The organism is Desulforhopalus sp., assembly GCA_030247675.1.
Lineage (GTDB): Bacteria > Desulfobacterota > Desulfobulbia > Desulfobulbales > Desulfocapsaceae > Desulforhopalus_A.
This window is the reverse complement of record JAOTRX010000002.1, coordinates 1575245-1600788: the sequence shown is the minus strand read 5'-3', so window position 1 is coordinate 1600788 and position 25544 is coordinate 1575245. Positions and strand designations below refer to the sequence as shown.

General features: G+C 55.3%; 23 protein-coding genes. 8 read left to right on the top strand and 15 right to left on the bottom strand.

Annotated elements, in window-relative coordinates:
* The first annotated feature begins 59 nt into the window (after positions 1–59).
* Complete coding sequence (locus OEL83_06900) at positions 60–947, top strand: HDOD domain-containing protein (protein ID MDK9706764.1); 888 nt, start codon at positions 60–62, stop codon at positions 945–947.
* 59 nt (positions 948–1006) lie between these two features.
* On the opposite strand, the gene OEL83_06895 is transcribed toward OEL83_06900, so the two are convergent.
* Positions 1007–1399: a hypothetical protein gene (locus tag OEL83_06895; GenBank protein ID MDK9706763.1), complete on the bottom strand. Its 393-nt coding sequence runs from the start codon at positions 1397–1399 to the stop codon at positions 1007–1009.
* A 101-nt stretch (positions 1400–1500) separates the two neighbouring features.
* Positions 1501–2409 carry a nitroreductase family protein gene (locus OEL83_06890; GenBank protein MDK9706762.1) on the bottom strand — a complete coding sequence of 303 codons (909 nt, stop codon included), beginning with the start codon at positions 2407–2409 and terminating at the stop codon, positions 1501–1503.
* 103 nt (positions 2410–2512) lie between these two features.
* Here OEL83_06890 and OEL83_06885 point away from each other — a divergent pair, with 103 nt between their 5' ends.
* Positions 2513–3910, top strand: a complete 1398-nt coding sequence (locus OEL83_06885) for an MATE family efflux transporter (protein ID MDK9706761.1) — start codon at positions 2513–2515, stop codon at positions 3908–3910.
* Positions 3911–3935: 25 nt separating this feature from the next.
* Here OEL83_06885 and OEL83_06880 read toward each other — a convergent pair whose 3' ends face one another.
* Positions 3936–5087, bottom strand: coding sequence for an MFS transporter (locus OEL83_06880; protein ID MDK9706760.1), 1152 nt, complete (start codon positions 5085–5087; stop codon positions 3936–3938).
* 51 nt (positions 5088–5138) lie between these two features.
* Positions 5139–5522: a response regulator gene (locus OEL83_06875; GenBank protein ID MDK9706759.1), complete on the bottom strand. Its 384-nt coding sequence runs from the start codon at positions 5520–5522 to the stop codon at positions 5139–5141.
* 387 nt (positions 5523–5909) lie between these two features.
* On the opposite strand from OEL83_06875, the gene OEL83_06870 reads away from it, so the two are divergent.
* On the top strand, positions 5910–6725 hold the full coding sequence (locus OEL83_06870; protein MDK9706758.1) for a fused MFS/spermidine synthase: 816 nt from the start codon (positions 5910–5912) through the stop codon (positions 6723–6725).
* A 19-nt stretch (positions 6726–6744) separates the two neighbouring features.
* On the opposite strand, the gene OEL83_06865 is transcribed toward OEL83_06870, so the two are convergent.
* A complete protein-coding gene (locus OEL83_06865; GenBank protein MDK9706757.1) occupies positions 6745–7752 on the bottom strand; it encodes a serine/threonine protein kinase in 1008 nt (335 codons plus the stop codon).
* A 254-nt stretch (positions 7753–8006) separates the two neighbouring features.
* On the opposite strand from OEL83_06865, the gene OEL83_06860 reads away from it, so the two are divergent.
* Positions 8007–8798 carry a hypothetical protein gene (locus tag OEL83_06860; protein MDK9706756.1) on the top strand — a complete coding sequence of 264 codons (792 nt, stop codon included), beginning with the start codon at positions 8007–8009 and terminating at the stop codon, positions 8796–8798.
* Between the two features lie 6 nt (positions 8799–8804).
* Positions 8805–9455 carry an RluA family pseudouridine synthase gene (locus OEL83_06855; GenBank protein ID MDK9706755.1) on the top strand — a complete coding sequence of 217 codons (651 nt, stop codon included), beginning with the start codon at positions 8805–8807 and terminating at the stop codon, positions 9453–9455.
* A 12-nt stretch (positions 9456–9467) separates the two neighbouring features.
* Here the strand turns inward: OEL83_06855 and OEL83_06850 are convergent, their stop codons facing one another.
* The 6 genes from OEL83_06850 to OEL83_06825 form a co-directional block, all read right to left on the bottom strand.
* On the bottom strand, positions 9468–10700 hold the full coding sequence (locus OEL83_06850) for a tetratricopeptide repeat protein (GenBank protein ID MDK9706754.1): 1233 nt from the start codon (positions 10698–10700) through the stop codon (positions 9468–9470).
* Between the two features lie 247 nt (positions 10701–10947).
* On the bottom strand, positions 10948–11868 hold the full coding sequence (locus OEL83_06845; GenBank protein MDK9706753.1) for a diguanylate cyclase: 921 nt from the start codon (positions 11866–11868) through the stop codon (positions 10948–10950).
* Positions 11869–11870: 2 nt separating this feature from the next.
* A complete protein-coding gene (locus tag OEL83_06840; GenBank protein ID MDK9706752.1) occupies positions 11871–14714 on the bottom strand; it encodes a response regulator in 2844 nt (947 codons plus the stop codon).
* Positions 14714–15160, bottom strand: coding sequence for a hydrogenase maturation protease (locus tag OEL83_06835; protein MDK9706751.1), 447 nt, complete (start codon positions 15158–15160; stop codon positions 14714–14716). The genes OEL83_06840 and OEL83_06835 overlap by 1 nt, the downstream gene beginning before the upstream one ends.
* Complete coding sequence (locus OEL83_06830) at positions 15157–16740, bottom strand: nickel-dependent hydrogenase large subunit (protein ID MDK9706750.1); 1584 nt, start codon at positions 16738–16740, stop codon at positions 15157–15159. Before OEL83_06830 ends, OEL83_06835 begins: the two co-directional genes overlap by 4 nt.
* Positions 16741–16757: 17 nt before the next feature.
* Entirely contained in the window at positions 16758–17693 is a 936-nt protein-coding gene (locus OEL83_06825; GenBank protein ID MDK9706749.1) for an NADH:ubiquinone oxidoreductase, read from the bottom strand.
* Positions 17694–18082: 389 nt separating this feature from the next.
* Here OEL83_06825 and OEL83_06820 point away from each other — a divergent pair, with 389 nt between their 5' ends.
* Entirely contained in the window at positions 18083–19306 is a 1224-nt protein-coding gene (locus tag OEL83_06820) for an anaerobic sulfatase maturase (protein ID MDK9706748.1), read from the top strand.
* A 7-nt stretch (positions 19307–19313) separates the two neighbouring features.
* On the opposite strand, the gene OEL83_06815 is transcribed toward OEL83_06820, so the two are convergent.
* Positions 19314–20177 (bottom strand): dienelactone hydrolase family protein, encoded by an 864-nt coding sequence (locus tag OEL83_06815; protein MDK9706747.1) that lies wholly within the window; start codon positions 20175–20177, stop codon positions 19314–19316.
* A gap of 509 nt (positions 20178–20686) precedes the next feature.
* Between OEL83_06815 and OEL83_06810 the strand changes: the two genes are divergently transcribed.
* A complete protein-coding gene (locus OEL83_06810) occupies positions 20687–21973 on the top strand; it encodes a C40 family peptidase (protein MDK9706746.1) in 1287 nt (428 codons plus the stop codon).
* Positions 21974–22015: 42 nt separating this feature from the next.
* Here the strand turns inward: OEL83_06810 and OEL83_06805 are convergent, their stop codons facing one another.
* The 3 genes from OEL83_06805 to OEL83_06795 all read right to left on the bottom strand — a co-directional run bounded on the left by OEL83_06805 (position 22016) and on the right by OEL83_06795 (position 24113).
* Positions 22016–22615, bottom strand: a complete 600-nt coding sequence (locus OEL83_06805; GenBank protein ID MDK9706745.1) for an AAA family ATPase — start codon at positions 22613–22615, stop codon at positions 22016–22018.
* Positions 22612–23652, bottom strand: a complete 1041-nt coding sequence (locus tag OEL83_06800) for a hypothetical protein (protein MDK9706744.1) — start codon at positions 23650–23652, stop codon at positions 22612–22614. The genes OEL83_06805 and OEL83_06800 overlap by 4 nt, the downstream gene beginning before the upstream one ends.
* A 296-nt stretch (positions 23653–23948) precedes the next feature.
* Positions 23949–24113 (bottom strand): hypothetical protein, encoded by a 165-nt coding sequence (locus OEL83_06795; protein ID MDK9706743.1) that lies wholly within the window; start codon positions 24111–24113, stop codon positions 23949–23951.
* A 140-nt stretch (positions 24114–24253) separates the two neighbouring features.
* On the opposite strand from OEL83_06795, the gene OEL83_06790 reads away from it, so the two are divergent.
* Positions 24254–25438 carry a pyridoxal phosphate-dependent aminotransferase gene (locus OEL83_06790; GenBank protein ID MDK9706742.1) on the top strand — a complete coding sequence of 395 codons (1185 nt, stop codon included), beginning with the start codon at positions 24254–24256 and terminating at the stop codon, positions 25436–25438.
* The last annotated feature ends 106 nt before the right edge of the window (positions 25439–25544 follow it).

Sequence of the window (25544 nt, the reverse complement as noted above, 5' to 3'; positions counted from 1 at the left end):
AAGCGCAAAAGGACTGAGCCCCTTTTCACAACTGAATTTCCCTTGTACGGACACCCTCCATGAACGAGCCAAAACCCATATCAATTGAGCAGCAGCTCGAAAGCCTCCCGCCGCTGCCGGTGACCGTGACCAATGTCCTGACGGTGACCAGCAATCCGGACAGCTCGGCCAATGATCTGGTAAAGGCAATTCTCCCTGATCAGACCATGTGTGTCGCCGTGCTGAAAATTGCCAATTCGGCCTTATACGGACGGTCGAAAAAAGTCGACTCTCTGGAGACGGCTGTCGCCTATCTCGGCTTCAATGAAGTGCAAAATATTGTCCTCGCCAAGGCTGCCGTGCAGGTCTTGCTACCGATCTTCAAGACCTGCGAGCACGACCTCAACGCCTTCTGGGATCACTCTTTTACCTGCGGATTGGCGGCGAGGATTATCGGCGAATATCTGGGGCTACCCTCCGGCCAATTCTTTGCCGCCGGCCTACTGCACGATATCGGCAAACTCGCCATGCTTCTCGCCTTCGGCAAACGCTACGACACCGCCCAATGGCTCACAGGGATTACTACAAAAGATCTACTGGCAAAAGAAAAGGCAGTTTTTTCCACCACCCACGACCTGGTTGGCAGTCGCCTGCTGCAACACTGGCAGTTTCCCGACAACCTCATCATCGCCCTGCGCCATCACCATCCCACGGGGACTCCCGGACAGCTCCAGGAATATCCCCTGGTGATCCAACTGGCTGACTTTCTTGCCCATATGCACCTCCTCCCGGAAAAACCGGACGAATACGTCCTGAAGGCTGCCCTCGACTCAAGCCTGCCCGGATTTTTCGAGCAATGGCGGGGCCTGCAGCTCCCGTGGGAGGATATTACCCTGGAATCGTTGTTTGCCTGGGTGAAGATAGACCGGGAAAACGGCAACGGTATTCTCGATATCCTCGCCCTGTAGCTGCGATGGCCGGCTGAGATGGCGGAGGGGAAGGCCGGGTTTTAAACGGAGGGACCCGGCTATGCTTCTCTGGCAATATCGCGGTGGAAGACGGTCAACCGCACCGGCAGATCACGGAGTATTGCCGCAACCTCTTCAGTGACGGCAACCGATCGATGGCGGCCGCCGGTGCAACCGATGGCGATCCGCAGGGTCTTCTTGTCGGCGGCCAGATTTTCTTTGATGAGGAATTGTAACAGGGGTGCGAGATGCTGCAGAAAGGCCTGGCCGGCGGCACTCGCCACTACGTGTCCGGCAACCTCGGGATCCCTGCCGTCTTTTGGCCGCAATTCGGGAACCCAGTAAGGGTTGGGGAGAAAACGCACATCCCAGAGCAGATTGACATCAAAGGGCGGGCCATATTTATAGCCAAAGGAGTAGAGTATAACTGTTAGCTGCTTTGTCGAGTCCATGGCCGTCCCCTCCCGTCACCGAGTGTTCTCCCTATCATCCTGTCATTCCTATATAAGCTATTTTTCGGGCAGTGCAAGTGCCGAACTTCCAAGAACGATTATCAGGGCATCTTTGTCAGGTGCAGGACTCTGGGCTCGACAGCCTTGCGACCAGCCGGATGTTGATAGACAACCGCCGGAAAGCCTAGGGCGATGACGCTGTAGACCACCTCATCTGCCGGAATCGCTAGTTGCCGGCGCATGGATTTGTTGCGCCGCAAGGCCTCGACGGCAAAGCCGATAAGACAGCTGCCAAGCCCCATGGCATGGGCGGCAAGGAGGATATTCTGGGTGGCAAGCAGGGCATCTTCCGCCGGACAACTGGCCTCTCTCCGGCCGGTGACGAGGATAGCAGCCGCCGCGCCATGGAAGAGCCGGTCCGTACCGTCTTCGTCCCATTCTTTGAGGGCCTTGGCTACCGAGTCGTAATAGTTACGGTAATAGCGGCCAAGGCTATCGCCGCCGAAGACTTTGACCAGGCCGCGCAGCACGGGGTTTGCCGCCATCTTGTTCAGACCTCGGTAAAAGTCACTCACCAGGCCGCCAAGAACGAGGAGGTCGTCACGGCTCGGTAAGATAATAAAATTCCACCCCTGGCTATTGGTGCCGGAGGGTGCGGTGGTGCCGATTTTTACCAGATCGGTAAGTACTTCCAGCGGCACGGACTTTTCCTGGTATTTCCGGCAGGAGCGGCGCGACCGCATCAGGGTGACGAGGTCTGCCGTTTGGATGGTACCCGGCGGCAGCACCTCCGCTTTTTCGGCGATGGTTGCAAGGCCAAGGAGCACCTGCAGGCCGGGAATAGCGATCGCCCCCTGTGGACAAGCGGCCTGGCAATGGCCGCAGAGAAAGCAGGCAATGCCATTGTGCACCGCCGTGCCGTCCTCAAGGCGTATCGCCTGGTACGGGCAAATTTCCACGCAGATGCCGCAACCCGTGCAGTCTTGCCGATTGATGATTACCTGTTGCATGAGCATCTTCTCGCTATCCTTTGTTTTGCAGGTGGTGTAAGAACACCACAGTCCTGCCGGGACGCCATCCCTTGACTGAAATTTAACCGTATCACGCCTGCCAATGAGTTCTTCCCCAAAAATTCCGAGCCGAGACCGCCGCTACCGTGAGGTGCTGCACGTCTGCCTGCCACTGGTCATCAGTCTTTCAGCGACCACGGTGATGGAGTTCATCGACCGAATCTTTCTTGCCAATTACAGCATCGACGCGATCTCCGCCGCCCTGCCCGCCGGTATCACCTCCTATCTGCCCATCGCCTTTTTTGGCGGCGTCGGCAGCTATGCCGGGGTCTTTATCGCCCAGTACACTGGCCGGGGTGACCACCAGAAGATCGGCTGCGTTTTGTGGCAGGGGATGTATTTCACCCTTGCCTCCGGCCTTATTCTCTATCTGCTGGGGATCTTTGCCGCAAAACCGCTCTTTGCCCTCGCCGGGCATCCGCCGGGGGTGCAGGCGCTTGAGGAGATCTATTTTTCCGTTCTCTGTCAGGGCGCGGTGCTGCATGTGGCGATGGCCACCCTTGCCACCTTTTATGCCGGGCGGGGAATCACCAGGCCGGTGATGTTGATCACCTTCCTCGGGGTCATCGTCCACATCCCCCTTGATTACGCCCTGATCTTTGGCCGCTGGGGCATGCCCGAGCTTGGCATCCGGGGCGCTGCCATCTCCATGGTGGCATCCTGGGCGGTGAACGTCATCTGTCTCGCTGGCCTGATCTTTACCAAGGCCAATAACCGCCGCTTCGGGGTCTTCACCTCTTACCGCTTCGACAAGGAGATCTTCACCAGACTGATGCGTTTTGGAATCCCCGGCTCCCTGCAGTTTACCATGGATATCCTCGCCTTTACCTTCTTTATTCTTCTTGTTGGCCGCATCGGCCTGGCCGAGCTGGCGGCAACCAACATCGTCATGTCCATCAACGCCTTGGCCTTCATGCCCTCAGCGGGCGTTTCCCAGGGGATGAGCATCCTCGTCGGTCAGGCCCTGGGCCGCGGTAATCCCGGCCTTGCCGCCACCTACGTAAGGAGCGGCAGCCGGATGCTGATGCTCTATATCCTGGCCATGGATCTGCTTTTTCTCTTTGCCCCCGACTTCGTCCTTGCGCCCTTTCTTGCCGCCGGCAAGGATTCCGCTACCCATCAGGCGGTGCTGGCCTTCAGCCATCCGCTGCTGCAGATCGTCGCCGCCTACCTGTTTTTCGATGCCCTGTACATGGTCTTCAGCGGCACCCTGCGCGGCGCCGGCGACACCCGCTTCATGATGCTGGCCATTGCCATAATCTCGCCCACCTGCCTGATCCTGCCGGTCTATATCGGCATTGAATACATGCAGATCGGCGTGGTAACCGCCTGGCTGTGGGTGCTGTTCTTCGTCACCTGCCTCTTTATCCTCTCCGCCCTGCGGGTCCGCCATGGGGTATGGAAAAAGATGCTGGTTATTGAGGATGTTGACAAGGCCTAGATTCTTGCAGGATGACTTTAAGGGCCTACTTCCCCTCGCCGGCCACGCCCCGCAATTGCCGGGAAAAGAAGAAGGCAAGACCGATCATAATAAGAAGCTGGAGGAGAAAGGCCTGCCAGCCGTAACGCTGAAACACCGCGCCCGGCAACACCGAGCCGAGGGTGCCGCCGGTATAGTAAAAGGAGATATACAGGCCGTTGGCAATGGCCTTGTTGTCGACGGCGAGCTTGTTGACAAGACCGGACAGCAGGGAGTGGGCGGTAAAGAGACCGGCACAGAAGACAAACATAGCGGCAAACATCACCAGATACTGTTCCACCATAAAACACAGGGTACCCAGGGCAAAGATCAGGATGCCGGCGGAAATGGCCCCCGCCTCACCGCCAAAGAAGCTGGTGATCCGCCGGGTATTGAGAGAAACCAGCAACCCCATGCTGTACCCCAGATACAGAAGCCCCACCCCGGTTTCCCGGGAGGCGGGATTGATCTGTTTCAGCTCGAAGGGCAAAAAGTTCATCAGGGCGGCAAAGACAAAAAACAGGCAAAAAATCGAAACATAGAGCCATATAAATGGCCTTGCCCGGAGCAGGGCGGCAATCTCTGCAAGCTTTGGCCGGGCGTACTGCAGCTTGGCGTCTCTGGCCATGTCCCGAAGCAGGTAACTGTTGAGCATGAGGAGCAAACCAAGGATGAAGAAAAAGAAACGCCAGCCAAAAAGATCGGTAAACAGCCCGGACAAGAAGCGGCCGAGAAAGCCGCCGACAATGGTTGCGGCGATATAGACGGCAATCGCATGCTGGACCTTTTCTTTTGGCGAGGTGTAGCTGATATAGGTCATGAGCGCCGTCAGAATTGCCGGGATCATCAGGCCCTGAACGCCACGCAGGGCAAGGAGGGTGAAATAGTTGTCGGCGGTGGCAAAGAACAGTTCAAGGATGCCGAGGGCAAGCAGCGCCGAACGGAGCATCACCTTGGCGGAGAAGGATTCAAGAATATAGCCGTACAAAAGAGGGGCGATGCCAAGCGGCGCCATCATCAGGGTGGTAAAGAGGATGGCCTGGAAGTTGCTCAGATGAAATTCGCTCTTAAACAGCGGCTGGATAGGTTGCGCCGCATACAGCGAACAGAAGGTTACAATTGTCGCAAAGTAGATGAATTTGCTGGTGGAATCAGTCACAGGACTACTCGTGGGAAAACCAAGGACCCAGCCTGTGGCACCGGCTGGAAATTATGACAAGACACCGAAAGTCTGCTTCAGGGCGGCGAGGTCAAAGGGTTTGGCGATAGCACCGGCAAAGCCGTACTCCTGGCAATTGATCATGATTGGATCATTGGCATAACCGCTGGAGACGAAGACCTTGGCCAGTGGGTCAATGGCAAGGATCGCCACTACGGCTTCCCTGCCGCCCATTCCCCCGGGAATAGTGAGATCCATGATTATTGCCGAGTAGCCGTTTCCTGCATTTTTTTGTTTGGTGAATTCTTCAATGGCTTCCTCGCCGCTGGCCACCCATACGGCATCAAAACCGAGATAGCGGAGCAGCTGGCAGGCGATTTCGCCAACCATATCCTCGTCATCCATGACGAGGATTTTCTTTTTTGTTTCATCCATCTGCAAGGGGGCCTCCGATTCTCTGGAACATTGCGGCAGGTTTTTCCCGCCTCGCTTATACCGCAAGGGCATAAGTTTCGTATGAGTAGACAAGCTGCTCAACTCAGCTATATACCGCAAGGGCATAAGTTTCGTATGAGCAGACAAGCTGCTCAACTCAACTTTTAGTATGCCAAAACAGCATATCTTCAGTCAAGAAATTAACTGGTGAAATGCTGTGACCTAAAAAGAGTTTGGAAAAAAATAATCCTCCTGCCGGATAGTGCGACCTTGTCTTTTTGACAGCCATTGCCGGGAGAAGTAATATAGTTAGGTTGGCAAGATTTTCTCAAATATTAATTTCCAGCCGCCATCCGCCATGCGGCACTACAACTGCACACCTTTACCATGTCATCTGCTCCGGGCTTTTCGGTTTATAAGAAGAAGGTGAATGGGTATCTGGTGGAAATACTGGACAATGGCGATCACCGCTCGCTGTATTTCGCTTCCGAACATCTGCAGAGCCGGATGTCCTTATCCTCCCCCCAGACCCTGATTCTTCCCTACACCCAGTATATGGCGGCAAGCCTCCTCCTCCAACCGGATCCTCGGGATATCCTTATTGTCGGCATCGGGGCCGGCTCATTGGTCCGTTTTTACTCCCACCATTTTCCTGGCTGTTACATCGATGGCGTCGACTCTTCGCCGCATATCCTCGCCCTGGCGCAGGGCTATTTCCGCCTCAGGGAAAGCGAGCAGATCGTCCTCCACTGCCAGGATGGCCTGGAATTTCTACAGGACACAGTCAACAAAAGTTACGACCTCATCCTGGTCGATGCCTTTGATGATCAGGGTATGGCGCCGACCATCTATTCGGCGCAATTTTTTGCTGCCTGCTCGGCACGGCTGAAAAACGGCGGAGTAATGAGCTGCAATCTCTGGAGCAGCGATGCGCCCCGCTACCGGGACATCAAGGCCCTAATTGCCGGCCATTTTGCCGATGCCCTGTACCTGCCCGTTCCCCAGCGGGGCAATATCGTCGCCCTGGCGATGACCGGCCCCATCCCCTGGCGGCTCCTTGCCAGAAAGGACAAGGATCTGAACAAATTGGCCAGCCGTTATCAGATTGATTTCAAGGAGGTGGCGGGCGTCGCCAGGGCCAACAACCTGAGCCTGTCGCAAAGGCTGCTGGCCTTCTGGCGTGATGCCGCCGGGGGGAGGTAGGACCTGCCCCTGACCGGGCCTAAAGAACATTGCCGGAAGGCTGCTTATCCTCGGCAATTCGCTTCTCTTGATCGACCAGGTCGTCAATCTCCCGCTGCCAATAGTCGCGGGTACCGAAGCCGTCGATGGCTCTGGTCATCCCATCCGCCGCAACCTGATGGGCACACCAGGCCATATAGTGGATAAAACGCATCGCCCGGAGCGGCTCGATGAGGCGGAGGGTCCGCCGGTCAAAGGCCCGAAAGGTCTCATATCCCTCCAGGAAGAGGTCGAGTTCAACCACCGCCTCGTCCGCTCCTCCGGGCAGCAGCATCCAGACGTCCTGGACCGGCGGGCCCATGGCCATATCGTCAAAATCGATGAGATGCAAAGATTCGCCTGGCCGGTTTATGATGTTGGAAAAATGACAATCGCCATGAATGCGGATGTTCTTGGTTGTAGCAAAAAGCGGTTCGATTGCGGCAATTATCCGCAATACCGTGGAGTTAAGAAGAGGCTTCAACTCCTCGGTGACGCAGGGGGAAGCAAGCAGATACTGGAGCTGGCTAAGAGTCGATTGCTGCGGTGCCAGGGTTATCCGGTGTTTCGCCTTGGCGGTCTCGCCGACTTTATGGACCCTGCCGATCAAGCGGCCGAGCTGCAGCCACTGCTCATCGGTAAACTCATCGCTGCTGCGGCCGCCGCATTTCGGGAAAACGGCGTAGAGAAGCCCATCGCTTGCGGCAAGGGTCTCACCATCCCGGAACAGGAGGGGCGCGATGACCGGAATCTCCTGCTCCGCCAGTTGACTGAGGAATTTATGTTCATCAAGGATGGCCTTTTTCGACCATCGACCGGGCCGGTAAAACTTCACAACCAGCCGGATGCCCTCTTCCGTTTCGATCTCGAATACCCGGTTGATGTAGCTATTGAGGGTGCGAAACAGGTTGTTGCAGCGAATGCCCAGTTCCTTCTCAACGAGATTCAGCACCCGGTCCGGTCCCAGATCGTGGAAGGCGCCGGTGCTGTCTTGCCGCTGTAATGTCATGATTTTCTTCCTTCTTTTATAGGCGTTGCGGCTCTGCCGGGAAATATGCCGGCCCCGGAAAAAAAATGGCCAGCTCGCAGGTACAATACCACATTAAAATTTTAAGCGGAAGCAAGGCCTTGCCAATCGGCCAGGGCACAACAACCATTGCTTTCCCGTACCCCGGAAAAGATTGGGCATTTGCTCCCGGGCGGTGTATCTTGCCCCAGTCCCCAAGGCCCCTATCCAGGAAGAACCACCGGCACCGCGCAAAAATGATTTTCCATCAACCACCCAGGCCAATACATGCCGGAACCGGCAACGACGTCATAAAAAGTGGCGGTTTCTGCAGGCGATGCGGCCGGAAACACTGGCTCGGCCCGGGCAACACCCTCGCCCATAGCCGGCAACTCATGGATCTCTTGACTGACCAAGGGACCATCGATCTTTTTGCTGGCCATTCCCCTGCTCTGCCGGCCCTGGCAACCGATTGGCTCCTTGGCCCGGCGCGAGGCAAGATGTTCGGCATCCTCGAATGTCTAGGTCCGGACGGGACAACTACTATTCTGCGCGCCTTCTCGGGCCAGTACAACGGTTTCTGGCTGGTCGACGGCTGGGTGCCGCCGCTTTTTCCGGTGGATGAATTTATGGCACTCAGTGCGCTGGTGGAGCCGCGGATCAAGGCCCTGAGCCGGGATATCGACGGCTGCCGGGCCCATGATGAAAAATGGCTGAACCTGCGCCGGGAACGGCGCCGGCAATCCCAACAGCTGATGCGGGAGATGCATGGATTGTACCGGCTCAGCAATTTCCGGGGAGAAACGGTCGGTCTCGACGAGGCCTTTTACGGGGAAAAATCCGGCATGCCGACTGGGACCGGCGACTGCTGCGCGCCAAAACTCTTGAATTATGCCGCCCGGAACCAGCTGCGACCGGTGGGTCTCACCGAATTTTACTGGGGACGGGAGAACCCCTCCGGCACCCGGCAACACGGTACCTTCAGTGGTTCTTGCCGGGAAAAATGTCAGCCGATTCTTGGTTTTATGCTTTGCGGCCTGGAAGAATGACCGGCCATGCAATCAGACATGGATGAAGAGATGGAAATTGTTTTTGCCGATGAAGCATTCGTCGTCGTTGGTAAGCCTGGCGGCCTGCTCGCCGTGCCCGGTCGCGGCCCGGACAAGCAGGACTGCGTCGCGGCCAGACTGCGCCGCCGCTTTCCGGCGATGATCGGCCAACCGGCGGTGCACCGTCTCGACATGTACACCTCCGGGCTGATGGTCTTTGCCGTGACCGCCCTGGCACACAGGGTACTGTCCCGGCAGTTCGAGGATCGCCTGGTTACTAAGCGTTATATGGCGCTCCTGGAGGGAATTGTTGCCGGTGAAGGTGGCGAAATCCGCCTGCCCTTCCGTCTTGATCCGGACAACCGCCCCCTGCAGATTTACGACCCATTGCATGGCAAACTGGGGATCACCGGCTGGCAAAAGGTCGCAGTTGAGGGAAGTTATACCCGGGTCATCTTCACCCCCCTCACCGGTCGCACCCACCAGCTGCGGGTACACGCCGCCCATCCCCTGGGGCTTGCCGCGCCGATTGTCGGCGACAGCCTGTACGGTACCGGACGGGACGGTGAGCAGATGTGCCTGCATGCGACCTTTTTGCAGTTTCTCCACCCGCTTACCGGCAGACTCCTGCAGTTTTCTTCCGAACCGCCCTTCTAAAGCAAAAGTTCACTATTTCATACCCAAGTTATCGGGGGCGAGACGTAGCAGCCAAAGATCTCCCTGTACCCAGGCCCCCATTTCCTTGCGCAGAGCGGTTTCCTGCCTGGCAACGACCTGCCAGCCGGTGGCCTTGGCCACCTCGTCGATATACTGCGGCGAGTGGGCAAAACGTCCAGTGGTTTCCAAGTGATAGGGGTAATCTTGTCCGGCCTCGGTGGAAAAGCAGAACAGGACCTCGGGTCGGGCGCGCCGCCGGAGGAGAGTAAAGGTCTCCTGCAGATCGCCGACATAGGCAAAGACATCGGCGGCCAGATAAAAATCAAAACTCTCTTCGACCTCCTGCAGAAACCCGGCAATGCTGGCGGCGTGGAGCTGGCGATAAATGCCCTTTTTCGCGGCCATGGCAATCATCTTGTCCGACAAATCGAGGCCATCGAGAATCTCCACCAGATCGGCGAAGGCCTGACCGCCAAGGCCGGTGCCGCAGCCGAGATCGAGGCCGTGGGCAAAGCTCTTTTCCCCGGCAAAGATTCGGTCAAAGAGGGCCCTGATGCTCTTTGGCACACAGTATTCAAGATCGCCGACCAGACTGCGTTCAAAATATTCGGAATAATTGTCGAAGACCTCTTTAACATAGAGATCGGGGGAAGAGGTGGCGAGTTCTCCGGTCAATGCGGCGACCATATGTTTTGCCGCCTGGTGTTCCGGGTTGTGCCGTAAAACCATGCGGTAATACCACACCGCCTGGTCAACATCGCCCGCCAGATGGTAGAGAAAGGCGAGATTGCTGTTCGCCGACTGGTGCTCTGGAGCCAAGGCCAGCACCTCGCGATAGGTGGCCATGGCCAGGGTGTACTGCGAGGTATCCTTGTAACAGCCGGCCAGATTGTACAGGGCGTCGACGTCCGCCGGATGCTCCCTCAGCACCTCTTGGTAGGCGATTATGGCCCCTTCCGGGTCACCTGCACGTTTTTTACTGAGGGCGAGATTAAAGAGTATATCGGCATCGCCCGGCTGCAGCTCCGCCGCCCTGATAAAGGCATCCCGGGCCTGTGCATAGTAGCCCTGGCCATAGTAAACCAGACCGAGGTTGTAATGCAGGACCGGCACCTCGGCAAAGTAGTCAAGCAGCTTGAGATACGACCGTCCGGCATCGTCGAGCCGGCCGTTTTGCTGGTCTTCGCAAGCTTTGGCAAAGAGCTGGTTCAATTCGTCTTGAAATTCTTGTAATGGCTTATGCATGATGGCACTGACAACCGGCAGGATATCAGAGATGGGTGGGGCTTACTGGTTGTGATGAAAAGCAAAATGTGGTAGTCGGCCTCCTCCCTTAAGACCGGTCCATTCGCAACTTTTCCCAAATCGGCACCATGGTAGTGTATTTCTTTGTGCCGCACAATATTTTTTAGGGGGTTTTTTTCTCTATCTGGATGGTAACAAAAATTCGGTTGTGGCGGGGACGGCGGGCGTTTTCACAACAGACGAAGCACTAAAAACCGAGCACACTGGCAACGATGCGATTTCGGCCGTTTTCCTTGGCCTGATACATATTTTTATCGGCCGCCGCCATAAAGATTTTGGCGGTGAGGCCGTCGCTGATTTGCGAGGTCACAAGCCCGATGCTCACTGACACGTGTTTGGCAGCCCCCGAAAAAAGGTGGGGGATATTCAGCCGGGCAATTTTTTGCAAGGCCCGTTCGGCGACTCCTTTTGCCGCAAAGGCGTCGGTCTCCGGCAGGAGTAATACAAATTCCTCACCGCCATAGCGGGCGATGACATCTGCCGGCCGCATAAGGACACTGCCAAGCGCCTTGGCGACCCGCCGCAGGGTGCGGTCACCCATGGCATGGCCGTAATGATCGTTATAGGGTTTAAAGAAATCGACATCCACCATGGCCAGAGATATCGGGGAACCGTTGCGGCTGGCCCTGGACCATTCCTTCTGAAATACATCGTCAAAACGACGGCGGTTGGATACCTCGGTGAGGCCGTCGAGATAGGCCAGCTGATCGAGCAACCGGTATTGGTGGACAATGCGCAGATGATTGGCAATGCGAATTTTTACAATGGGCGGAGAAAAGGGCTTGGTGATGTAATCAACTGCCCCGAGCTTCAGGCCATGCTCTTCATCAAGGACGGAGTCGAGAGCGGTAACGAAGATGACCGGGATTTTATTGGTTTTATCGTTATTTTTCAGATGTTTAATAACTTCGTAGCCGCCCATCTGCGGCATCACCACATCAAGAAGAATGAGATCCGGCGGCGAATCACCAAGGGCGTGCTGCAAAGCCTGCTCACCATCTCTGGCCAGCACCGGGGAGTATTCCTCCTTCAAAAGATCGGCCAGGACCTTCAGGTTCATCTTTTCATCATCGACTATCAGAATGCGCGGTTTGTCCTTCTGCTCCATGGTCAGTTCACACCTTTTTGCTTGATAGTATCGAACAAGACCCTGGCCTGTTCCGCCGCCGCGGCATATTCGATATCCTCGATTAGATAGGCGATTTTTCGCGATTGGTGGGCATAGGCGGTGCCGGAGAGGAGCTTTTCCACAACAAGAAACTGCTCCTCGGCGATCAGCTCGCCTTTTTGCAGGTGAGTAATCAAGCGCAGAAGCGGTTCTTCAACTGCTGTAAAACTGACCTCTCTCTTCGGAATCTCGAGCGGCTCTTGGTCTTGCAATCCATCGGCAGGCGGCAGAATCGCTAGAGAAGAAAGAATTTCATCAAGTGCCTCGACAAAGGGAGCCAAATGTTGTCCAGCTGCCTCCCTTTGGTCGGTTCGTACCGCATTCTCCAACTGCTCCGCCGCCCGCATCAGGGCAAATGCCCCGATGTAGCTGGCAACACCCTTGACCGTATGGGCCTTTTTGCCGATCTCCGGCCAGTCGCCGACGCCGGACAGCTCCCGCAGAAGGGTGGGCAGCGAACTGAAACTCTTTTTAAATTCATTGAGCATCTTCAAAAAAAGATCGGTCTTGTTGTTAAGAATCAACAACGCCGCGCTTTGGTTTATCCCCGGTAGATGGGCCGGCAGGATGGACGCCTCGGCAGGGGTCGCAGCCGCTGCCTCAGGCTCCGAATGCTCCTCCACTGCCGTAACTCTTCCCCGCAGCCATTTTTGTAGGGTGCGGTAGAGTACCGCTGAATCAATAGGTTTGGTGATATGGTCATTCATCCCGGCGGCCAGGCTCTTTTCCCGGTCGCCGATCATCGCATGGGCGGTCATGGCAATAATCGGCAGACACTGCAAGGCACGGTTTTCCCGGATCTTTCTCGTTGCCTCAAGCCCGTCCATGACCGGCATCTGAATGTCCATGAGCAGCAAGTCAAAGGAATTGTTTTCCAGGGCCTGGAGACATTCCTGGCCGTTACTGACAATGGTCACCGCCATCCCGCCATCTTTGAGAAATTCACTCGCCACCTCCTGATTGATCAGGTTATCATCGACCAGAAGAATTCGCGCCCCGGCAATTTCATTAAGATCAACCGCCGTGTTATCATTTCTGCTCATAGTCGAAGGTTTGGCCATACTTTCTACGCCCAGGATATCCACCAGGGCATCGTACATCACCGAGGCATACACCGGTTTGAGCAAAAATCCGTCAAGGCCAACCTTTTCCGCCTCGACATAGGCCTCCTCGCGGCCATTGGCGGTGACCATCAGCATCGCCGGAACGCGGGCAAGCACCGAATTGCCCTTAATCCGTCTGGCCGTCTCGATGCCGTCAATACCCGGCATAATCCAGTCAAGAAGCACAACGTCATAGGGTTTCCCCTCTTCAACTGCCTGCTCCAGACAGGCGATCGCCGACATCCCATCGACGGCGGTATCGACTCGCATATTCAAGGAACCGAGCATGGACGAAAGTACTTCCCGCGCCGCCCCGTTGTCATCAACGACCAGGGCGCGAATGCCCCGGAGGGACGACGCTGGGCCGATTACCTGGCTCTCAGCTCTTTCGAGCAGGCGCATTTTGGCAGTAAAAACGAACTCCATGCCCTGCCCCGGCAGGCTATTGGCCCATATCCTGCCACCCATCAACTCCGTCAATTGTTTGCAGATGGCCAGGCCGAGCCCGGTGCCGCCGTATTTGCGGGTGATTGAATCATCGGCTTGGGTAAACGCCGAAAAGAGCCGAGCCACCTGGTCCGGTTGTAGACCGATACCGGTATCACGGACGGAAAATCGCAGGGTGAGAGAGTCTTCCTCGCGGTCGGCGATGTCGACGGCGATGACGATCTCGCCGTGATCGGTAAATTTCACCGCATTACCGGCAAGATTCATCAGCACCTGACCAAGACGCAAGGGATCGCCGATGAGATGTAGCGAGACCCCCGAGTCGATCCGAAAGATAAACTCCAACCCCTTTTTCTCCGCCTGAATACCGACCACCGTGGCAATATTGCCAAGAATTTCTTCCAGGTTAAAGGGCACTTCCTCAAGCTGCAGCTTGCCGGCATCTATCTTCGAAAAATCAAGGATATCATTGATCAGACCGAGCAGGGTGTTGGCGGAACTCAGTACCTTTTCGACATAATGCCCCTGTTTGTCGCTCAGCTCCGTCTTGCGCAGCAAGGAGGCCATGCCGATGATGCCATTCATCGGGGTGCGAATCTCGTGGCTCATCCGCGCCAGAAAATCCCCGCGCGAGGCATTGGCCGCCTCCGCCTGCTCCTTGGCGGCTATGAGTTCGCGCTCCATCTGCTTCTGGTGAGTCATGTCCATCGCCGTGAAAAGATAGCCGACAACCCGCCCCATGGGACTGAACAGGCTGGTAACCGACAGACTCACTGTTAGATACGAACCATCTTTACAGACATACACCCATTCCTGAGCGCGGCTTTGTTTCTGTTTGACAAACTGCTCAAATACCTTCATGCCATGAAGGCTCGACTCCGGTATGCCACAGACCTTCCTGCCGTAATAGTCAAGCTCCTCGGCAAGATGAAGAGACAGGATATTTTTGTGATTGATCATCTCGCCGGGGCTGTAGCCGAGCAGGGTTGCGGCACCCTTGCTGAAGAGCTGGATGGTGCCATCCAGGTAGGTGGCGATAATGGACAACTGAGTGGCACCATCAAGCACCGCCTGCCGTTCGGAGTCGGCAACCTGGAAGCGATGGAGCATCTGCTCGGTTTGCTCAAACTGCTTCACCACGAGATCGGAGGTAATCTCCGCCGCCTCACGGGCCACCTTGATCTCTTGGCGCAGCATGTCGATTTCCAGCTGCATCTCTTCTCGCGTTTTTTCCATCACCGCAGACCCCTCAGCCCCTTCGTGGCGATGACAACCGCCATCGCCGCTGCCTTTTCAACGGTTTGCACCGCACACCTTCCTTCCAGCCCCAGGAGAACAATCTCCTCCGGCAGTTCGCCGTCATAAACCTTGGGCAGCACGGCAAGGACATAGGCTAGACCAGCGCCATGGTCGTGATGAGGGGCAGCCTTCGCCTGGCAGATTTCTTCGTGGGTCAAAAGGACGATCTCCCCTTCCCCGGCAAAACCCCGCACCGCATCGACAAAGACCACCCTGCCGCCCCGCTCCAAAAGCGGCAGGAGATTGAGCCCGGCAAGCCCGCCCTCGACGAGCTCGACCTGTGCAGGCAATGGCCGCATTGCCTGCAATCTGTCAAAGACAGCCATACCGGCGGCGTCTTCTGGAACAAAGCGATTGCCGATACAGATGATGGTTGCCCTCATCGGCCCAGACCAATACGCACGGTTCCTTTTTGTTCCCCCTTTTCCAGGCAGTGAACGGCGCATACCAGGCATGGGTCAAACGACCGGACGACATGTCCGGCCTCGACCGGATTGCGAACGTCCTTGATCGGTGTGCCGATCAAGGCCTCCTCCCATGCCCCGCGAACTCCCTGTTCGTCACGCGGCGAGCCGTTCCAGGCGGTGGGGGTGATGATCTGGTATTGGGAGATCTTCTCATCCTGGATTTTCACCCAGTGCCCCAAAGCCCCACGGGCCGCTTCGATCATACCGGCCCCCTGACCGTCGGGGATAGACTTCACCGATTGATAGAAGCTCTCATGGCGTTTCACCTGCAATTCATCCAGCCAGGTTTTCACCGGGGCGAGAAGCCGCGCCGGCCGCACCAGACGGGCCAGCTGCCGGACCATGACATTCGGTCCGTTTTCGGTGATCAGGCTGTGAAAGAGAGGATTGCCATCGATGAGCATCTCGGCAAGCGGCCCGGTCTCGACAACTTCACCGCCGTAGCGGGGTGCCTTGACCCAGGAATAAAACCGGCCGCCTTGCCCTGAGGCGTAAGGCTTGGTCTTACCGGAAAACGGATGCAGCGGATCGCCGCCCTGCTCATACCAGGAATGGGAAACATCTTCAGTGATTTTTGCCGCCTGCAAAGGAAAGACCGTCGTTCCAACGGCGCAACCGGCGGCCATCAATCTGCCGCCACTGCCCTGCAGACCAGTCTCGGCAGGCAAGGGAAGGTTGCCGTAGGAAAGGAAACGGTTCGGCCCCTTGCCCATGGTGTCGAGCCCGGCCAAACGGCAGAAGCGCAGAAAAAAACCCACATCGCTGTCCCGATGCGCCGGACTTTCGTCAAGCCAGGCCGCGAGATCATCAGAACTGCGCACCGCCAGCCAGCGTTCCAGGGAACAACCGAGGATACTTTTCTCGTACCATGACTGAAACCGGTCAACCACCAGGCTACACTGGAGGAGCTTGGAACTCTCGGGAATGGAGGTGACTCCGCCGGGGACCATGAACGAGGTATGCGGCCATTGACCGCCTATCATGGCCAAGACCTGCACCAGCAGTTTGCTTTCCCGGATGACCGCCAACGCGGCATGACCGGCGAGCGGTTGATAGCGCTGATGCGCCTCATAGCCAAGCGGATGGTCATGATACGCGTCACGATTGGCAAAATCCACCATAAACATCAGAATAGCCTGACGGACATCACTCTGCATGGTTTCAACCATTAAGGCGAGATTACGCAACCTCCTGGCGTTATCAGGAGGAGCAATGCCGACAATAGCCTCCAAGGCCTCGGTGGCTGCATTGAGGTGGGTGATGCTGCAAATCCCGCAAACCCGCGGTGTCACCACCAAGCCATCCAAGGCTCCACGACCCTGCATCATCCCTTCAAAGCCCCGGTACAGGGTTCCGGCACTCCACGCCTCGGTAATGACCCCATCCTCCATGTCAACCTTGATCTCGAGATCGCCCTCAGCTCTATTCAGAGGAATGTTTATTCCTTTCGCTATCTTGACCATTTGGTCCTTGTCCCCTTCATTACGAATACTCACATTGATTCATGACCGATCTACACTTTCGATTTCCTGTTCCGCAGGTGTTGTGGCGCAGCGGCTGCGGCCATCCCTTTGTACACCATATAATGGGCGCGATTCACTCCCATCGGCAAAGACAACGGAATACCCTCGATATTCGGTGTCTGGAAGAATGGCGACGCCCTCGGAAACTCCGGATCAGTACAGCCGAAACAAGGTACGCCGGCGCGGGTTTTCGAAGACTGCTGGTTCCACAATAATTTATTACAGGGCCCCGGCACCAGCGGCCCGGCACAGCCCATATGGAAAAACAGGCAGCCCATTTCGCCAAAGTCGGATTCCTCCACCCGGTACTCATGATACTCGTTTCGGGTACACCCCTGATGAATAGTGGTGTTATACCATTCGAGCGGCCGGCCATACTTGTCGAGTTCCAGAATCACCCCTCTGACAACCGACATAAGCGCCCCGGCGATGACGTCATGATGACAGGGACATCCCGCCAGATTGATCACCGGCTGGCCGGATTTCCCAAGAAAATCATTACCGAGAAAACCGCCGCGTTGTTTCTTGGTAAACTGCAGGCCGGTGGCCTCTATCGCATCATCGGCGCCAAACCCGCCAAAAGACGCACAGGTGCCAACAGCAATGACCACCCCTGCCTGCGAGGCGAGTTCATACAGTCGCTCTTTTTTGGGATGCCCGTCAACGGTATGAAACATCCCGGTACCCGCCGGCCCGCAGATTACCGAGCCCTCAACGAGGAGGATGTCGAGGGCCTGCCGGCCGGCAAGAATTTCTTCCAGGAGGCAATCGTGGGCATCAGGCGAGATATGGGAAAGTGAGGGATGCCAAAGCAGTTCAACGTCGAGGGTCCGCAAGAGCTCGACAATGTCCGGATACTCACTGCTTAAAAAGGAGAAGGTATCCCCTCCACAGCCGCCACCTTGCAACCAATATACCGTTTTCACTCCTGCCTCCTCCTTATGTGGACCATGCTAACACACCAGAATTGCCAATAATCCGCAAACCATATCCCCATCAGTATCAAGTAAAGTCGTGCCGATGTCAACCGTAGGCTTGGTATTTATGTTTCTTCACCTTGAAGTTTTTAGTACCTTAGAAAATCATCCCCTGCTTTTTAGGGGAGGTTTTTCGTCAAGGTACTTGATCCCTTTTGTTGCTGTTTAGGGGTTAGTGCCTTAGAAAATCATCCCCGGCTTTTGGGGGAAAATTTCTAAGGCACTTGATCCCCTTGCGGGGTGTTGCCGGATAGCAAGCCCGCGGTGGTAAAACCCGAGCAACCGATGGCAGAACGGCACAGCTGCTTCAATCTATCAATCCTTCCCAGGCAGCCGATATGGGCAGAAAACTCACCGACTTCCAGATCTTCGCCAAACCCGCCAGCTATCGCTGCAACTTGCAGTGCCGCTATTGCTATTACCTCGGCAAGTCTGAACTCTTTGCCGAAGAACCACTGCCACGCATGGCCGACGATCTGTTGGAGGCCTACATCCGTGGACATATTGCCGCCCACCCCGGCAAGACCGCGCATTTTTCCTGGCATGGCGGCGAGCCGACCCTCCTCGGCATGGCCTATTTCCAGCGCATCATCCAGCTGCAACATCAATATTGCCCGCCAAACCGGCAGATTACCAACGGCATCCAGACCAATGGCACCCTGCTTGACGATGCCTGGGCGGAGTTTTTGGCAAGAAACCGGTTTTCCGTCGGCCTGAGCCTTGATGGACCGGCGGAAATCCATGATTTCTACCGGACAACCAAGCAAGGAGGGGGCAGCCATGCTGCCGCCATGCGCGGCTATACCTGCCTTGTCAACCAGGGGATTGTTCCCGATATTCTCTGCGTAATCAGCGACCACAACGTCATGTTCCCCCTGCAGGTGTACCGTTTCTTTACAGGCATCGGCGCGAAATATCTGAGTTTTCTGCCGCTTGTCGAACACACCCCTGGCGGTGTCAGCAACCGGACGGTGGGACCGGAGGCCTTCGGCGCCTTTTTATGCACGATTTTTGACCTGTGGCTGGCAAAGGATATCGGCACCATCAAGGTGCAAATTTTCGAAGAGGCGGCGCGCACCGCCTTTCACCAGGATCACTCGCTTTGCCTGTTTCGACCGACCTGCGGTGAGATTCCGGTCGTCGAATTCAATGGCGACGTCTACGCCTGCGATCATTTTGTCCAGCCCGAATGGTGCATCGGCAACCTTCGACAGACCGAGCTGGCGGAGATCCTCGCCTCAGAGCAGCTGGCGGCCTTCGGCGAAGGCAAGCGCACCTCTTTGCCGCAGGTATGCCGATCCTGCGAGGTCTTGACGATGTGCAATGGTGAGTGCCCCAAGAATCGTTTTATCGACCTGCCGGGCGAGGCAATGAAGGGCAACTACCTCTGTGACGGTTACAAACTCTTTTTTAGCCACTGCGCCCCCTTTGTGCGGGAGATCGCCCGGCAATGGCAAAGACCCGTGGGATCGCAAGCCCCGGCGGCCGCCGCCACGGGCAGAAATGAGCCCTGTCCGTGCGGCAGCGGCCGGAAATTCAAAAAATGCTGCGGCGGTGCATAAGCCTCCGTCAGCTCTTTAACTTCCGGGTCAAAAAGTCGATGGTCCGTTTCCAGGCCAGTTCCGCCGCCACTTTGTTGTACCGGGCGGGATTGGTGTCGTTGTTGAAGGCATGCTCCGTCCCCGCATACATATAGAGTTCATGCTCAACCCCGGCCTTTTGCAGGGCCTCCTTGAGATCGGGAATCCCTGTATTGATGCGTTCATCAAGTTCGGCATAATGGAGAAGCAAGGATGCCTTGATCTTCACCACATCCTCCGTCGGCGGCTGCTTGCCGTAGTACGGCACGGCGGCAATGATATCAGCCGATTGCACCGCCAGGTAATTGGCCACGGCACCACCCCAGCAGAAGCCGACGACCCCGACCTTGCCGGTTGATTGTGGATGCGTCTTGAGATAGGCGGCAGCTGCGGCAAAATTCTTCACCGTACCCCCCATATCAAGCTCCTTGATCATGGCGATAGCCTTCTCGGGATCGGCAGGAGAACCACCAAACGGCGACAAGGCATCAGGGGCGAGTGCCAGAAAGCCCTCCAGGGCAAACCGCCGGGCAACATCTTCGATATGGGGATTCAACCCCCTGTTCTCATGCACCACCAGGATGGCGGGCTGCTTTCCGGCACCTTTGAGCTGGGCCTGGTATCCTGACATCTGGCCACCGGCCACTGCAAATTGTGCCACTTGTGCAGCAAGCCGTGTATCGCCGGCGGCAACGATCTCCGCCTGGGCAGGGCTCCCTTCCAGCAACGGAAGAACCGCGTATGCCGCGGCAACCCCCCCAGCGACAACGGCCAGCTTGTCGAGAAACTGTCGCCGGGTCATTTCCTTATTGGTATACCTTGCGTATAACTCGGTGGCACTCAGGTTTTCCATGATGATCCTCCCCTCCGCGGATTTGATGATTTCCACACATCGACATCTACTATATACTCCATCCCGATATCGCCTCGAAGTGTAGATCGGCTCTATCCTTCCTGTCAATAGGCTCCCCAAAAAGCAGAAAAATCGAGACACCTCGCCCCTTGCCGCCAAAACACCTCTTCTTTTGCGAAAAGTCACGGAACTCCGGTGTTTTCTTTACCGTCAACAACCCCTCTCCTTAATCGATTATGGCGGATTTATTGCACATTTTATTGATTCAAAACAGATTTAGGGTTGACAAAGTCCCCCCTAATAGTCTATTTCCTGTGAAATTGATTTTTTCCGGGGATGCAATTTCCCGGATTCTTAAGAAGAGGTTGCACAACTTGCATTTAAAAATCTGCCTTTCGGGGAAATAGCTCATTTCACCCAGGAGAAGGTGCATGGCGGAAGGTTGAAACGTTCTGTCCCATGCAAGATTGCAAAAAACTCTAAGCCAGAAAAATACTGACGAGAGGACCATGCAAAGACAAATCCGACCCTGTCTGTTTTACAAAAGTCTCATTTGTATCGTTTGCTGCGTAGTTATCGCCATTTCGACTTCTCAGGTTTCAGCCGTTGAAAGTCGTTCTGACTCATCATTATCATCGAGTGGTCTTTCCGATCAGCAGTTTGCCAATGAGGTGAAAGAGTACCTTGGCGCTCCCTATCGCAAAGGGGGCACATCCAAAAAAGGTTTTGACTGCTCTGGCTTTGCCAGGACGGTCTACGACCGGCTGCTGGGTATCGAGCTTCCTCACAGCTCCGGTGACCAGTTTCAGTCCCCAGAACTGCAAAAGATCGATACCCGCGAGCTGCAAACCGGCGACCTGGTCTTTTTTGGCAGCACTACCAAAAAGAAAAAGACAAAACGGATCAACCATGTCGGGGTGTATCTCTCCGACGGACAGTTTATTCATGCCAGCAGCAGTGAAGGCATTATCGTCTCCAGCCTCGCCGACAAATACTGGAAAAAACGCTTCGTCGGCTCCAAGCGCCACACAGCTCTCAGCTCCACCGGTGACAATAACAACGAGTACCGTTTTGAGCAGTACCTGGATATGCCGGTTTCTGAAGGTGGCCTTGTTTCGTATTTCGGCCGCAATGAATTCACAGCTTACTCTCCCGCCCTGCAAGACCTTGAAGCTGTCGACTTCGACCCCTTCGCCATTGATAATGACCGGTCCGCTTCTTTAGGCTTTCACAAAATTGGTTACAATCAAACGCTCTTTGATGGCTTCGATATCAGCCTCAGTGCCTTCCACGAGACCTTTGACAGCTCAGCTCCCTGGCCCGGAAGTGAATCTGCCGCCACCCTGTCAAGCAGCTATGACCTTGGTCAAACCGATGAGACTGCTGTGCGACACGGCATGACATTGGCCAGTGACTACCATCCCAGCGATTGGCTGAGCTTTACTCCGTCACTCACCTACTTTGATCATTCCTTGGCAGAAGACCAGCTTGCGGTTGTTCCAAAACGGATGCTCGGCTTCAGCACCCAACTCGCACCGCAGGATAGCGGCTGGTCCCTGTCGATGCTGGTACGGTATACGGATGGAGAAGATATCAGTAATGTTGCTAACTTTGACAACAAGATCAGCTCCCTTGATCTGGCCATTAAACTTGGCATAGCCGTCACCGAAAACCTGCAGTTCTCCATCATGAGCAAGCATGACAAGCGCTCCTTGGCCCTCAGGGCGACCGGCGATTCCTCGTTTGACCAGCCTGCCTCGAGTGATGTTGCCATGATGTTTGATTTCAGCTACTAAACAGAAACAGGCCAGCCGACTGGTTCTATCAGGAATGGAAGATTATATCTCTCTCCCATTCCTGCCCTGCAAAAGCAGGCAATCCAGAAAAGTTAGCAGAGAGTCGACCTCCTTGTTGGTGTCAAGCCGATTCAGTTGCCACGACGGAAGCTCCTCCGGTTCTTCGAAATTCTCCTTCTGCTGGAGATAAATCTCCCAACGACCATCAGACACTGCTGCCGGATCTGCTGCCCGTTTAGCGAGACGTGTCTTCGTTACATCTTCTCCACAACTGCACAGGATAAAAACCACCCGGGCCAGCCCGTCAAAACGCGCGCGAACTCTATCCCGCTCAGCCCGAGCATGATAGGAACCATCAAGGACCACCCAAGATACGGCTGGGTCAGCAAGATCATGCAGGGCAAGGTCCACCAGGGCGTCGTAGGTTAAACGGCTGAAGGCCTTGGAATATATGCCTTCATCCCGTGCTTCCGGACGGGCATCGGTGGCCCTGATTCCGGCCAAACCTTTGCGGACCACATCGGTATTGTAATAGGGAAACTGATGCTTGTGCGCCCAGGCCTTGGCGACAAAACTCTTACCCGAGGCGACCAAACCGAAAAACACCACCACCCTTTTGTCCCTTACACCCTCTTCTTTCATATCCGCCTTGCATACTCCTCGGCGAGTTGAAAATAACGCCCGGCGGAATCCAGCCAACGGCTCGCCTCCACAACTGCAATCGCTGGATCGGCTGCGGCAAGCAGACCGACCTTCCCCCGCACATAGGCCCGGTAACACTTATAAAAATCGAGCATGGTGAGCAAGCCGTCGTCGCCTGATCTGTCGATAAAACTCTTGATAAAAAAATCACTCAATGACGAAAGGCCATGAAAATCGAGATCCATCGCCAGAAAGGCCACATCGGCACAGATATCGATAAAGCGCAGGCTATCATTGAACTCCAGACAATCAAAGATATGAATTTTTTCTGGGGCCGCCAGGCAGATATTCCCGGAATACAGATCACCATGACAATCGCGAATACGGCCGGCGGCGATACGCTCGTTAAAGAGCTCTTCCCGCGCCAGGAAGGCCAGCGCACGCTCCTTGATCCCGGCAAATCGGTCTGCACTGAGTGATGCCCCGCCGACAAAGCGGGCCGTCTCGTTAAAATTATTAGTCACCGTTCTGGCAACTGCGCTCGCCCGGCCATTTTCGCGAATCTCCTTGCCCTGCCCTGCCTGCCGGTAAAAGGGTACAAGGATATCGACGATGAGGGCAAGATGTTCCCGGCGCAGCTGACCGGCAGCAATGACCCGGTTCAACATTCCCTCCTCGGGCATCTTTACCATCTTCACCCCGTATTCGATTGTCTCGCCGCTGCCTTGTAAACGAAAAGACTGCCCTTCCCGGCAGAGACGCACTGTGTCGAGATATATCTCCGGACAGAGACGCCTGTTGAGCAGCACCTCCCGCTCACAGAAAAACTTCCGCGTGGCCAGGGTGGAAAAATCCACAAACCCGAATGAAACCGGCTTCTTCCATTTATAGACAAATTCTCCGGCGATAATCACGAAGGAGATATGGGTCTGTAAAAGCTCCACCGGCCCATCAACAGGATGGGGATAGTTTTCCGGCAACAATAAATATTTAATATAATCCGGCACCTTAGTTTTCTTGGGTGTTCTGTGCGCCATGCCATTTCTCCCGGATTTCTCTTTTAACCCCTGACAATCCATGCGTTTATGGGTATGAGGGGGCCTTCGCCAATACTCCAGCAATTATGATAGATCGATTTCCCGGGAATGTAAAATGTGCGGCCCGCCGATTTGTTTTGCCGGGCATGACAAGAGGAGGTGATTGAAGGCAGCGAAGAGGATCAGCGGCACCATATTTTCTGGTCGCCAAAACGGATTGCCAACGCGGAAACACTGAAAAAAGGATTGACCGAAGGGTCAGAATCAGAGATGTCAGAGAGGGAAACGCCAAACCCTCAGCCGTTGCCACCCTTGCGTTTTCTCGATCCGAAGGCAAAGGGTATGTCGATACTGGCATAACTGGCAAGGAATTCTTTGATCAATTCCCGCCGTTCTGATACTTTCATGAGCCAATAACACGGACTGAGCATGAGAATACTTACTGCTTCTTGTGGTTTCATCGATTCCCTCCCTGGAAAAGATTGCCTGAACACTCTACGTATCGACGAAGTACAAAATTTTCTTTATACCAACAAGTGCACACGTTTCGTTTCAGTCGACTCACAGCTTAACTCAACTTTAGCATCAGGTCCTCAGCCACATGCGTTTTTCCTCACGACTCCCCAAAAGCCTCGAACCCAACGACTTCACCACGATCCTCGAAGAAAAAAAGGCCTCCGGTGCAAGAATTCTCGATCTCACCCAATCAAACCCAACAAGCGCTGGCTTTGCGTTTTCCTCGGCACCACCCCTCCCCAAAAAGCACGGTGCCGCCGATCCTTACCAGCCGTCGGCACAAGGCACGAAAAGTGCCCGCCAGGCAATTAAAAGGTATTACCGGGACAACCACCATGGACTGATCGATAGCGACGATCTTTTCCTCACCGCCAGTACCAGTGAGGCCTACAGCTTTTTAATGAAGCTGCTCACCGATCCAGGAGATGAGATACTCATCCCCGCCCCCGGCTATCCGCTCTTCGATTTTCTCGCAACTCTTGAAAATGTCAGGCCGACCCGCTACATGCTGCGTGAAAATGCTTCGGGGCAGTGGCGTATTGATTTCAATTCCCTTCGGCAGCAAATTTCTAGCCTGACAAGGGCCATTGTCGTCGTCAACCCCAATAACCCGACTGGCTCCTACATGACCAGCGAGGAATTGCAACAACTCGCCTTGCTGTGCCAAACCCATGGGATTGTGTTAATCGTCGACGAGGTATTCCTTGATTATAGAGTCTCAGGCAATTCTGCCGGCTCCTATTCGGCAGTATCCAATACCGCGGCTCTGACCTTCACCCTCAGCGGCTTTTCCAAGGTGCTGGCGCTTCCCCAGGTAAAACTCGGCTGGATCTATGTCAGCGGCGGTCCGGAGGACCACAAGAAAATGGCCAAACAGCGCCTGGAATTCATTGCCGACACCTACCTCTCGGTAAACAGCATGATCCAGCAGGCGGCAGCGCCGCTTCTTGCCACCCAGAAGGCTGTTCAGGAGGAGATTCTTGCCCGTATCCACGTTAATGAATTGCTGCTGCAAGAACAGACGGAGATGCCCGTTTGCGTTCGTGAGGGCGGCTGGTATGCGATTATCAACCTGCCGGAAACCATTGGCGACGAGCAATGCTGCTTGGATCTTCTTAAAAAGTATTCCCTGATTGTCCACCCCGGATTCTTCTATGACTTTGCGGACAGCAACCGGATTGTCGTCAGCCTGATCACGCCGGAAAAAGACTTTCACCAGGGTCTGATACTGCTCGATGCCTATATACGGCAAGGACGTACCTTTCGTTGAGCAGACGAGCTGCTCAACTCACTTTGATTTTTTCCATCTCCCGGAAAAAATATCGTCATCCTTCTTGCCGTAGGCTACCTGCGGTGCCGCATAGGTGTGCAAAGAA